This is a genomic window from Phycisphaerales bacterium AB-hyl4, assembly GCA_041821185.1.
Classification (GTDB): Bacteria; Planctomycetota; Phycisphaerae; order Phycisphaerales; family Phycisphaeraceae; genus Natronomicrosphaera; species Natronomicrosphaera hydrolytica.
On sequence record JBGUBD010000009.1, the window covers coordinates 1 to 12177 of the forward strand.

General features: G+C 63.8%; 9 protein-coding genes. 6 read left to right on the forward strand and 3 right to left on the reverse strand.

The genetic code is table 11. From position 1 onward, the window contains the following. Positions 1-139 precede the first annotated feature (139 nt). Positions 140-1393 carry a murein transglycosylase A gene (locus tag ACERK3_14185; GenBank protein MFA9479434.1) on the reverse strand — a complete coding sequence of 418 codons (1254 nt, stop codon included), beginning with the start codon at positions 1391-1393 and terminating at the stop codon, positions 140-142. A 275-nt stretch (positions 1394-1668) separates the two neighbouring features. Between ACERK3_14185 and ACERK3_14190 the strand changes: the two genes are divergently transcribed. Then, entirely contained in the window at positions 1669-1932 is a 264-nt protein-coding gene (locus tag ACERK3_14190; GenBank protein MFA9479435.1) for a hypothetical protein, read from the forward strand. Positions 1933-1984: 52 nt separating this feature from the next. Here ACERK3_14190 and ACERK3_14195 read toward each other — a convergent pair whose 3' ends face one another. After that, positions 1985-2983 carry a Gfo/Idh/MocA family protein gene (locus ACERK3_14195; GenBank protein ID MFA9479436.1) on the reverse strand — a complete coding sequence of 333 codons (999 nt, stop codon included), beginning with the start codon at positions 2981-2983 and terminating at the stop codon, positions 1985-1987. A gap of 216 nt (positions 2984-3199) precedes the next feature. Here ACERK3_14195 and ACERK3_14200 point away from each other — a divergent pair, with 216 nt between their 5' ends. From ACERK3_14200 to ACERK3_14220, 5 genes are all read left to right on the forward strand, one after another. Beyond that, positions 3200-5620 (forward strand): hypothetical protein, encoded by a 2421-nt coding sequence (locus tag ACERK3_14200; GenBank protein ID MFA9479437.1) that lies wholly within the window; start codon positions 3200-3202, stop codon positions 5618-5620. A gap of 85 nt (positions 5621-5705) precedes the next feature. After that, positions 5706-6737 carry an ABC transporter ATP-binding protein gene (locus ACERK3_14205; protein ID MFA9479438.1) on the forward strand — a complete coding sequence of 344 codons (1032 nt, stop codon included), beginning with the start codon at positions 5706-5708 and terminating at the stop codon, positions 6735-6737. A 274-nt stretch (positions 6738-7011) separates the two neighbouring features. Then, a complete protein-coding gene (locus tag ACERK3_14210) occupies positions 7012-8856 on the forward strand; it encodes an ABC transporter permease subunit (protein ID MFA9479439.1) in 1845 nt (614 codons plus the stop codon). 32 nt (positions 8857-8888) lie between these two features. After that, positions 8889-10694, forward strand: coding sequence for a HEAT repeat domain-containing protein (locus ACERK3_14215; GenBank protein MFA9479440.1), 1806 nt, complete (start codon positions 8889-8891; stop codon positions 10692-10694). A gap of 66 nt (positions 10695-10760) precedes the next feature. Continuing rightward, positions 10761-11165, forward strand: a complete 405-nt coding sequence (locus ACERK3_14220; GenBank protein ID MFA9479441.1) for an acyl-CoA thioesterase — start codon at positions 10761-10763, stop codon at positions 11163-11165. A gap of 307 nt (positions 11166-11472) precedes the next feature. On the opposite strand, the gene urtE is transcribed toward ACERK3_14220, so the two are convergent. Continuing rightward, the gene (gene urtE, locus ACERK3_14225; GenBank protein ID MFA9479442.1) at positions 11473-12168 is read right to left on the reverse strand and encodes an urea ABC transporter ATP-binding subunit UrtE; all 696 of its coding nucleotides are present in this window, start codon (positions 12166-12168) and stop codon (positions 11473-11475) included. Positions 12169-12177 lie beyond the last annotated feature (9 nt).

Genomic DNA, 12177 nt, shown 5'->3' on the forward strand with positions numbered 1-12177 from the left:
TCCGCAGTCGAGACCCAACAGCATGCTGCGTCGTGGATGGTACGGGGTCGTCCGACCCTCACCCTGACCCTCTCCCTGGGAGGGAGAGGGAACCGGACGCGCTGGGATTAACTTGAAGCCGTATAAATCGTTAACCGGATCAGTCGACCGAGCGCACGCTGGCGGGGTCGCCCTGGCGGAGTTGGTCGTGCCAGTGCTGGACGCGGTCGGGCTTGAGCAGCAGGTAAAACAGTCGCCCCTCGGCGGCCTGCCGACCGGCGATGAGGCCCGCCTGTTCGCCGACGCCGAGGTAGATGTCGCCTCGGCCTGCGGCGCGGATCGCGCCGCCGGTGTCCTGGTCGACCATGAGCTGGCGGAACGGCCGCGTGCCGCCTTGTGAGGAGGGGATGGTGGTTTCGACGAAGACGACCGCGCCGCGTGGGAAGATGGACTTGTCGGTGGCGAGGGTTCGCATGGGCGTGACCTTGACGCCGAGCGAGCCGGCGGGCCAGGTGTCGCCGGCGTATTCGCCGAAGAAGACGAAGCGGTCGTTGCGTCGGGTGTAGCGTTGGAGGTCGTCGGGGTGTCGGCGGAAGTGTTCGCGGATGGCGGGGAGGCTGAGGCGATGCTCGGGGATGTGGCCGTCTTTGACGAGCAGTGCGCCGATGCTGACGTATTCGTGTCCGTTGTTGCCCGCGTAGCCGACGTACATCGTGCCGCCGTCGGCGAGTCGGAGCTGAGCGGAGCCGTTGACGTGAATGAGGTACGCGTCGAGTGCGCTGGAGAGGTAGACGAGCTCGTGGCCGTCGAGCAGTTGGCGTTCTTCGATTTCGGCGCGGGTCGGGTAGGTGACGACGCCGGTGGAGGTTTGTCTGCCTTTGACTTCGCCGGTGGCGGGATCTGCGACGAGGTCGTCGGGGCGGGTGTAGAGCGGATAGTTGTAGGTGCTCGTGCGTTCGCGGGAGGCGCGGAAGATGGGCGAGTAGTAGCCGGTGTAGAAGACGGTGCCGTTGTGGTCGTAGCCGACGGATTCCCAGACGTCGAACTCATCGCGGAGGGCGCGTCGGGCGTCGCCTGGCGAGAGGTCGCCGAGCTGTTTGAGGGCGTAGGCGGAGGCGTGTGCGTGTTCGTGGGTGATGGGACCAAGCGGGAAGTGCTGCGGGGTCGAGGGGATGCGATACCAGCGGAGGCTGTGGTCGAGGGCCTCGCGGAACTGGCGGTCGGAAAGCTGTTCGCTCACGGGGGTGAGATCGGGCATGCGAGCGGTGTCGGTGACGCGTCGGAGGCCGAACTCGCCGGGGGGGAGGGGCCGGTTGTAGTGTGGCTCTTCAACGGGGCGCTGGCAGCCGACGGTCAGCAGCGGGAGGCTGAGCACGATGAAGGTGAGGACGGCGATACCCATGCGTGCGGTCATCGAAGCGGTTCCTTAGTGGGGCGGCGGCGGGGGAGCGAATGTCGTGAGGATATATCGGCTGGTCGGCGGGTGTAGCGCCAAAGTCGCGGGGGTAGGGGGAGTTTTGAGTTTCGAGTTGGGGGGCGCCCACGGCGTGACGCCGTGGGCTTCGGGGGAAGGGAGGTATGCGAGGGCGGGTTGTATGGAATTGCTCGGTGGGTGTGGGATTGTCGGGATTGGACGCCTACGCTTGATTGGTAACGGGCAGGCCGAGCAACCGGGAGAGGAGCTTAATCATGGGCGCACGCGAACAACGGACGGGGATTGCAGCGACGATTTCGATCATCGCGGCGATCGGCAGCTATGTGACGACTTGTGCGGGGCACCCGATATGGGGCTTCGTGCTGGCGTTGGTGTCGATTCCGCTGGGTGTGGTGGGGCTGGTGATCTCGGCTTCGCCACGCGTGACGGGGGGGATGATCAGCATCGCGGCGATCGTGCTCGGCGGCCTCGGGTTGATCGTGGCGATCTTCGGCATGCTTGGCGTGCTGGTGACGTGACGTCACGTGACGTGAGGACGGTGCGATGGTTGGCGATTAATTGCGGCGGACGTTACTGGCGGCGAGGCTTGGCCGGGGCGTTGGTCCGGGCGGACTCGTAGATGGCGTCCATGAGTTCGGACTGGACGACGCCGTTAGCGGGGGTGGCGGCCGGCTCGGCGTTGCCTTGGATTGCGTCGATAAAGTTGTCGTCAGGCGTCACGGGCTCGCCGACGATGGGCGGGTATTTGATGCGGCGGTTGCCCTTGAAGACTTCGATCCACGTGCCGGACCAGCCGTCGACGTTGATCTTGCCGCCGTCGAAGATGAAGCTCATGTACGTGCCGTTGGTGGGGCAGTTGCCGCTGATGGCGATGCTGGCGAGCACGCCGTTGGCGAAGCGGATGTTGATGGCGGAGTTGATGTCGACCTTCGTGCCATGGTTGTCGATGAAGGCGAAGACCTGGTCGATGTCGGCTTCAACGGACCAGACGAGGCTGTTGAGCAGGTGGGCGCCGGAGTCGTAGGCCTGCCCGCCGCCGGAGAGTTCGGGCTCTTGCCGCCACTTGCCGAGGGTGAATGCCATCCAGCTTTGTGAGATGTGGCCGACGACGAGTTCGAGTTTGCCCAGTTCGCCGGTGCGGATGCAGTTGCGGGTGTATTGGAGTTCGGGGGTGCAGGAACTGTTGTAGCCGACGGTGACGATCTTGCCGCTTTCGTCGGCGCGGGCCTTGAGCTGGTGGGCCTGCCGCGCGTTGGTGACCATGGGTTTTTCGATAAAGACGTGGCAGTCGGCGTCGAGGGCCTGCATCGCGTGTTTGAAGTGAAGGGTGTGGGGCGTGCAGATGAACACGGCGTCGGGCGCGGCGTCGCGGTACATCGCGGCCGGGTCGGTGAAGTGCTGCGGCGCGGTGGGGCAGTCGGCGAGATGGTAGTCGGCGTAGGCGCGGGTGATCTCGTCTTTGACGTCGCAGAGGGCGACCAGTTCGACGTCGTCACGTTGGCGAAGGCGTTGGGCGTGGACGCCGGCGTAGCCGCCGCAGCCGAGTATGGCGATTCGAAGTCGGGCCATGGTGCGCTCCCGAATGAGGGTCGAGTGACTGGCCGAAGCCGTTCGTGCGATGGTCTGGAAACGAACATCGTGTTGCGCGTTAGCGTAGCGAGGGTGCACAGCGGAGGAAAGGCTGCGTTCTGACAGCGGCTTAATGATGCGGTATGATGCGGTGCCTGTGTTGACACTTTTGCGATAGCGATTTTTGCATTTTTAATCCTCTCGGAGCGGCATAGCGTGCGAAGTATGCAACCTGCGACGTTTTGTTTGAGTCTGCTGGCGGGGGTGTTTTCGATGCTGCTGGTGTGCACCGCGGCGCAGGGGGAAGTGTCGGATCGCCTCGATATGGAGGGGGCGGGGGGCATGGCGGGCATTACGGTTTATTCGCCGGACCAGTGGGGGCTGGTGCGGACGACGGTGGCGAATCGCGGGAGCGAGGCGCGGTCGCCGCTGGTGGTGCATGCGTTGGGGGAGCGTCGTCATATTCAATACGCGCATCGGTTGTGGTTGCCGGGCAACAGTCGTCGGACGCAGTTGACGCCTGTGTTGCCGCTGGAGGGGCCGCGCGATGATCGGGCGTTTGCTTTGCGGACGTGGATGATCGAAGACGCGGACGGCCGCGAGCGATCGGGCCCGCCGAGCGAGGGGCTGCTGCTTGCAGCGCGGGGAACATTTCAGATGGGCGTCATGCTCGATCGCGATGACGCGTCGGCCGGCGACGCGGCGGCGGCGCTGCGGGCGGCAGCGGGGCATGGCGTGGGCGCGTCATACTTGGGCGACAGTGCTGCGCCGGCGTTGCCTGCGGCGTGGGATGTGCTCGATGCATTCGTGCTCGGACGTACGCCGGACCTGAACGCGGCGCAGGTGGATGCGATGCGCCGGTGGGTGTTCGGCGGCGGTCGGCTTTGGGTGATGCTGGACAAGGTTGACCCGGCGTTTGTCGAACGGCTGCTGGGCGATGCTTGGGACGTGTCGGTGGCGGACCGCATCTGGCTTGACGAACTTTCGATGGAAGATGTCGAAACAGGTGACGTGCACGAAGTCATCGACGAGGCGGGCACGCAGATGCTTCGCGTGCACGCGCCGGGGATGCGGGTGACCCATGAGGTGGCGGGATACCCGGCCGCGGCGTGGCAGCGCGTCGGTCGAGGCAAGGTGATGATGACGACGGCGCACGCGAAGGCGTTCATCGAGCCTGGTGTTGATGAGGAAGGTGTCGAAGTCAAAGTCGCCGCAGCGCCGTTGCAGTCGCTAACGTGGTTTTTCGATGAGCATCGCCATCTCGCGGCGGACGAAAACGCGTTGGTGCATGAGACGATGGACGGCCAGTCGCGAGCCCAGATCGGTTACAGCATCATCAGCCGAACGCCGGTGTTCGCGGTGCTGGCGGTGTTCACACTGGCGCTGCTGGGCGTGGGTGTGATGCTGCTGCGTCGCGATCGGCTGGAGTGGATCGGCGTGGTGGGTGTGGTGTTCGCGGTGGCGACGTCGGCGGTGCTGGTGGGTATGGGCAAGATGCGTCAAAGCGATCATGCGATGACGCTGGCGGGGGCGGATCTGGTTGAGCCAGTGCGCGATCAGCCTTACGCGTCGGTGCGTGGGTCGTTCAGCGTGTTTCGGCCGGACCATGCGGCGGGGCAGGTGACGTTCGCGGGGCCCGGCGATGCGATTGCATTCCCGAAAGATGCAAGGCGGACGAGCGAGCGGGTTCGCATTGTGTGGCAGGGGCTGGACCGCTGGTCGTTTGAGAATCTGAGTCTGCCGGCGGGAGCGGCGCGTAACTTTTCGCATGATCGCGTGGTGACGTTGGATCGGCCGATGAGTGCGTCGGCACGCCTGACGGCCGAGGGGCTGGCGGGCGAAGTGCAAGGCCACGGCGGCGCGACGCTCAGCGATGCGCTGATCGCCATGCCCAACGGTCGGCTGGCGACGCGCGTGTCGAGCGATGGCCGGTTCGCCAGCAGCCTCGATGACCGACTCATCGGCGAGCAGTACGTGCATGCCGCGACGCTGGGCACGCTTAGCCAGACGCAGATGAATCGCCAACAGGCGTTTCGCCAACTGCTCGGCTCGGCGGAGTTCCCCGCGCAGCCGACGCTGCTTGCGTGGGTGGACGCGCAGGACCTGGCGGTGGAGATGTCGGCGGACGCGGTGCGGCGGGGGCAGTGGCTATTGGCGTTGCCGTTGCAGATCGAGTTGCCCGCGTCGGGCGAGCGTGTGACCGTGCCCGCGCCGATGATGACCATACGATCTTACCGCGGTGCTCCGGGTGTGAGTGGCGCGACAGTCTACGATGAGCAGCAGGGCGAATGGATCTATCCGATTTCGCAGCCGAGCACGCTGTTCATGCGGTTCGAGCCGCCGGAGGGGCTGGACGCGATTGACGTGGATGGCGCGGTGCTGTCATTGAACCTGCACGCGCCGGGCTGGGAATATGAAGTGTTGCGGATTCACGACGGCGAGGTTGAGGTGGTTTACGAAGGCCGAAACCCGGGTGGGCGGTTGAGCATTGAACTCGACGCCGACCAGTCGCCTGCGATGAACACGGACGGCGCTGCGGCGATCGGTATTCGTTTGAGCCCGATCCCCGGTTCGGACGGCGGCCGGGGTTGGAGTCTGCAACGCATGGAACTGAGCCTGCGCGGTGTCGTGCGATAAGAAGCGTCGGCCGAGTGGTCGGCTTGTACGCATCGCTGAGTTGTCATCATCAACATGATTTTCACCCCTGCTGGGAAGCTGGATTATGAGTGAGTCTCCCGTTGTTCAGATCAATAACCTCACCAAGCGGTATGGCGAGTTCGTCGCGCTGGACTCGCTGACGATGAGCGTCGACCGCGGCCATATCCTCGGGTTCATCGGCCCGAACGGTGCGGGTAAAACGACGACCATCAAGATCCTCGTCGGCTTGTCCAAGCCCACAGAAGGCCAGGCCACCATCGCCGGCGCCGACTGCGTCAAGGACACCCGGCAGATCAAACGGCTGGTCGGCTATATGCCCGACACGTTTGGCTCGTATGAAAACATGCGCGTGCGCGAGTATCTCGACTTCTTCGGCGCTGCGTTCAAGATCCCGCGAAAGGATCGGCTGAAACGCATCGACGAATGCCTGGAGATCACCGGCTCGTCGTACATGAAAGACCGCTACGTCGAAGCGCTGTCGCATGGCATGAAGCAGCGCGTGGGCATTGCCCGCACGCTGCTGCATAACCCGGAAGTGCTCATCCTCGACGAGCCGGCCAACGGGCTCGACCCGCAGGCCCGCATTGAGATGCGGCAGATCCTGCTTCGCCTGGCGGAGATGGGCAAGACGCTGATCGTCACCAGCCACATCCTGCCGGAGCTGTCGCGCATCTGCGATACCGTGTCGATTGTGATCCAGGGCCAGCTTCGCGCGTTCGGCACGCTGGAAGAGATCATGCGGAAGATCAGCCAACGGCGGATCATGGAAGTGCAGCTTACCGAGCAGGCCGCGGTGCAGAAGTGTGCCGAGCTGATCAAGCAGCACGTGGAAGATGATTCGGAGATCACGCCTTCGGAAGCGGAGGCGGAAGTGCGCTTCACCACCAGCCGGGATGATGGTCAGCTTGCGGAGTTGCTCGCGTTGCTGGGGCAGTCGGGGTTGAAGGTGGTGCAGTTCCGCGAAGTGCCTTTGGATCTGGAGGACGCGTTCTTAAGTGTGACGCGTGAGATGAAAGGCGGCAGCGGCGACCGACCGGGCGGCATGGCCGAGCCCGCGGGCACGGGCGTGGCGGCAGCGGAGCCGGCGAAGCGTTAACCGGATTGGCTGGATTTGCAGGTTCGTTTGACAGCATTCGATTTTCAGCACGAAGGACACGAAGCACACGAAGGGCACGAAGAAGAAAAAGAAGAGTGTGTTTTGTTTCCTTTGTGGTCTTCGTGTGCTTCGTGTCCTTCGTGGTGAATATTCAGTTGTACGACTTGGGCAATTAAATAATTCAGCCGGTGCAGACTGGAAGGGCCTGTGAGCCGGTCGATTGATGAATCGGTATGGATGTCCGTCGTGACGACGCCTCAGCTTTGAAAAGATCATGAACAATCCCATCATTCAACGCGAACTCATTGGAACGCTTCGCACGCCGCGGGCGTGGATGCTTATGCTGGCGATGGTTGTCGCGCTGGCGGCGCTGGTGCTCGTGCGGTGGCCAAGCGATGCGCTGGTCGACATCAGCGGCGCGGAAGCGCAGCAGGTGTTGCGCGTGTTCGGCTACGGGCTGATGGTTGCGTTGATCCTCATCGCACCGGTCTTCCCGGCGACCAGCATCGTCAAGGAAAAGCGCAAAGGATCGCTTGCGCTGCTGCTGAACTCGCCGATGAGTCCGTGGGCGATCATGGGCGGTAAGCTCATCGGCTCGTTGGGCTACCTGTTGATTCTGCTTGCGCTCAGCGCCCCGGCGGCGGCGGCGTGTTTCACCATGGGTGGGATCGATGTCGAACAGATTCTGCACATGTATCTCGTGCTCGCGATGCTTGCGCTGATGTATATGACGCTGGGGTTGCTGGTGTCCAGCTATGCGAGCAGTACGGACTCGGCGTTGCGGATTACGTATGGGTTGATTCTATTGCTTGCGATTGTGACGCTCGGGCCTTACCAGTTTATTGGCGGTTCGCCGTGGGCGACCGATACGATGGTGACGGCGACGGACTGGCTGCGGTCGGCGTCGCCGATCCCCGCGATGATGGAGGCGATGCGCGACTCGGCAATCGAAGGGCTCGCGGGCGGTGGCAATGTGATGCGCTTCACGGTGATCGCGCTGGTCAGCAGCCTGGTGTTCTGCACGTGGACCGCCAGCCGACTGAATCAACGGATCTTCGATCAGTCGCGCGATGCGGGCATGGTGACCGATGATCGCTCGGCCAAGGCGCAGGCGTATCGGCGGATCATGTACCTGTGGTTCTTCGACCCGCAGCGGCGAAGTGAGTTGATCGGCTTTCGGCCGGTGGGCATTCTTGCAGCGCTGGTGGTCGCAGTGGCGTCGGGTTCGGCGGCGGTGTGGTACTTCACGAACACCGAGTTTGAAGGCGACACCTTCGCGATGCTCGGGCAGACGATCATCGGCGTCGTGCCGGGGTTCATCTGCCTGGCGAGCCTGGTGGGGGTGTTCTGGTTGGCGATCAACGGCGTGCCAACCGCGGTGAAAGAGCAGAAGACCAACCGCTTCGGACGCGGTCATTGGATGATGCGATTGATCGTCGCGGCGCTGATTCTTTCGCTGGGCCTGGTGCTGATCACCGTCAGCGGGACGATCGATTGGGGCACGGAAACGCTGGGTGGGATTCTCGTGCTGCTGCAAATGGCGTTGATCGTGCTGCTGACGCCGAGCCTGGCGAGCGGTGTGATTTCGACGGAGCGTGAGAGCGGGGGGTGGCAGCTGTTGCAGATGACGCCGCTGTCGTCGGTGGCGATTGTCATGGGCAAGCTGTTGAGTGTGAGTTGGACGTTGGCGCTGCTGCTGCTGGCGACGCTGCCGGCGTACGTGGTGCTGATTGCGATTGATCCGGGGCAGCAAATGGTGATTCTGAACGTGCTGGTGAGCCTGGTGCTCACGGCCGCGTTCGCGGTGCTGCTGTCGGCGGCGGTGTCGAGCATGTGCATGCGAACGGCGACGGCGACGGGCGTGTCTTATGCGTTGCTGATCGGCTTGTGTGCGGGGACGATGCTGTTCTGGCTGGCGGAGGATGCGCCGTTCGCGCGGAACACGGTGGAGATGTTGTTGCTCGCCAACCCGCTTGCGGGCGCGCTGAACATCATCGAAGCGCCCGGGTTCTCCGGCTATAACCTCGTGCCGACGAACTGGTGGATCATGGGCGTGCTGATCGGCGCGTGCCTGGCGGTGCTGATCGGACGAACGTGGTATCTGACTCGGCCGCGATGAGTGAGCCGACTTTTCTGGAGTTGATACGAATCATGAGCAAGTGTGAATGGCATGGTCGTGGTCTGTTGTTTGTTGCCGCCTTGGTGGTGGCGATGAGCGGTGGTGTGTTCGTGCAGGCGGATGATGCGGACGATCTGTTTGAGTCGTTGACACCTGCTGAGGGCGGGTTGATTGATCTGCCGATGTATCGCGATCCGGCGATCGAGACGCCGGAGCATCCGCGGACGTTTCACCCGCGGCTGCAGTCGCTTTGGTTGGCGGCGCTGGAGCGCGAAGAGTCGTCGACGCGGCTGGAGGCGGCGCGGGCGTTTTACGAGGCGGCCGGGCGGGGGATGGAGAATTTGAACGATGCCGCGGCGCGGCTGATCGAAGTGGTGCGCGATGACGACGATCGGCATGTGGTGCATGCGGCGGTGGAGGCGTTGCGGGCGATGGGGCATGCGGAGGCGGCCGAGGTTGTGCTGGAGCGGGCGCAAGCGAGTCGGCATGAGGACTTGTTGATGCTGGCCGACCGCGCGTTGGCCGAGTGGGATCATGAAGCGGCGCGGTCGTGGTGGCTGAGTCGGTTGGACGATGGCGATGCGTCGCGTCGGCTGCGCGTGTCGGCGGTTCGATCGCTGGGACAGGTGGGGGCGTCGGACGCGGCGGCGGCGCTGCGCGAGTTGGCGTTGGATGCATCGACGCCAATGGAGGTTCGACTGACGGCCGGCGAGGCGCTGGGGCGGATCGCTGGCGATGGCCTGGTCGATGATGCCGAAGCGCTGGCGGCGGCGGATAATGCGTCGGTGATCGATCGCCTGGTGGCGGTGCGGATGCTCGCGGGGCATGGCGAAGATGCGGCGCTGGCGCTGGCGGAGCAATGGACGGCAGATGAAGATGCGACAGTGGCGCGGCGGGCGATGGCGAACCTCAATGCACACGACCTGGATCGGGCGGCGGCGCTCGCGGTGACGTTGCTGTCGCACGCGGATGCGAACGTTCGGCTGGAGGCGTTGCAGGCGGTGGCGTCGCAGCAGTCGGCCGAGGCGGTGCAGATCATGGCGGAGCAGTTGGATGACGTCGCGCCGGCGGCGCGGACGTTCGCCCGGCGGACGCTGGAAGGGTACGACGAAGACGCCTCGCTGAGCCCGGTGGTGCGCGAGCAGCTTGAGCGCGTGCTCAACAGCGGGGCATCGTGGCGGGCGCTGGAGCAGGCGGGGGTGCTGGCGACGTTGCTGGATCACAAGCCGACGGCGGAGCGATTGGCGGAACTGCTGACGCATGATCGGGCGGAGGTGCGTCGCGCCGCGGCGAACGCGATGCGCGTGCTGTCGGTGGAGGCGACGCTGCCTGCGATCGCAGCGCGGGCCGAGGCGTTGACGGACATCGACACGGCGTCGGACCTGGGCCCGTCCGCCTCGGAAGAGGTGACGCAGTTGTTTCACGCGATTGGGCAGTTGCGATATGAGCCTGCGGATGAAACGCTGCGGCGGTACATTCCGAAAAACTCGGACTACTCATCGGTGTCGCGCAGCGCGGCGATCTGGGCGCTGGGGCGGATCCATGAAGGCGAGTCTCGGCCGGAGCTGGCGCGGGCGCTGGTGGGACGGGTGACGGACCAGTCGATGATGGACCCGGAGTCGGAAGATGTGCAGCGTTTCTCGGCGATCGCGTTGGGGCGGATGGACGCGGCGGACCATGTCGACGACCTGCGTCGGATGTATCGGCTCGAGGAGATGTCGGAAGCGTTTCGCGAGGCGTGCCGGTGGGCGGTTCGTGAGTTGACCGGGGAAGAGCTTGACCCGCTGCCGAAGCGGCCGAGCTACATCGGCGGGTGGTTTATCGAGCCGGTGGATTGATGCGATGAGCGGCGAAGGCGGCGGCGTGCGTGGCAGGCGGACGCGAGTCGGCTATCATCGTCAGCCATGAAAATCACTGAACTTTCCGTGCCCGTGCGCGTGCGTTACGTGGAGTGCGACCCGATGAACGTCGCGCACCATTCGGTGTATCCCGTGTGGTTCGAGATGGCACGCACGGAGTTGCTTCGGCAGCAGGGCGAGGTGTATCGCGAGATGGAGGCGGGGGGTGTGCTGTTCGTGGTGGCGCGAATGAATGTGCGCTACCATCGGCCGGCGATGTACGACGACGAGCTGACGATTCATGTCAAGGCGCTGCCGAGTGCGGGGGTGAAGATCGAGCACGAATACAAGGTCTATCGCGATGGCGTGACGCTCACGAGCGCGGAGACGACGCTGGCGTGTGTGGATCGCGATGGCAAGCTTCGCGCGATCCCGGCGTCGCTGGCGATCGAATCGGTGGAGCGTGGGTGAGTAGGCTTATCACGCCAAGACGCCAAGACGCCAAGACGCCAAGACGCCAAGACGCCAAGACGCCAAGACGCCAGGAAGAAAGGCAAGCCACGAAGGCACGAAGGGGAAGAAGGGGCACGAAGGAAGAGGGAAGAAGGAAAAGTAGGAGGAGTGGGGGGATGATTCAGAGAGGAGATGTATTTGTGAATAAGGAACGCTTTTCTGCCTTCTTAAAAAATACTTCTCTGCCTTACTTCATGCTTTCTTTGTGTCCTTCGTGTCTACGTGGCGAGAACGATCTGCTGTTGCTGGCGACTTGGTGCCTGGATCATACGCTGAGGTGTCGGCTGATCATTTCCTGTGAGATTTCGCCTGCTTGCGTTTGGGCGACGACCTGGCCGGCGTCGAGGATGTAGACGCGTTGGCCGATGTCGCGGACGAAGTCGAGGTATTGTTCGACGAGGATGACGGTCATCTGCATGTCGCTGACGAGTTGCTGGAGCACCTTGCCGATGTGGTGGATGATGTTGGGTTGAATGCCTTCGGTCGGCTCGTCGAGCAGTAGGACTTTGGGGTCGCCGGCGAGGGCTCGGCCGATGGCGAGTTGCTGTTGCTGTCCGCCGGAGAGGTCGCCGCCGCGGCGGTGGCTCATCTGTTTGAGGACGGGGAACAGGTCGTAGATGTTTTCGGGGATGCGGCGTTGGCCGTCGGTTCGGCCTTGCAAGCCGATGCGCAGGTTTTCTTCGACGGTGAGTTTGGGGAAGATGTGTCTGCCTTGCGGCACGAGGCCGAGGCCGGCGTAGACGCGTTTGTGTGCGGGCCAGCGGGCCATGTTTTTGCCATCCATTTCGATGCTGCCGGAGGCGGGGCGGAGCACGCCCATGAGGTTTTGCAGGAGCGTGGTTTTGCCCACGCCGTTGCGTCCCATGATGCAGGTGATTTCTGCTTTGGGGATGGTGAGCTCGATGTCGGTGAGCGCCTGGACCGAGCCGTAGGCGAAGTTGAGGTTGGTGATGTTGAGCATGTTGGGTTG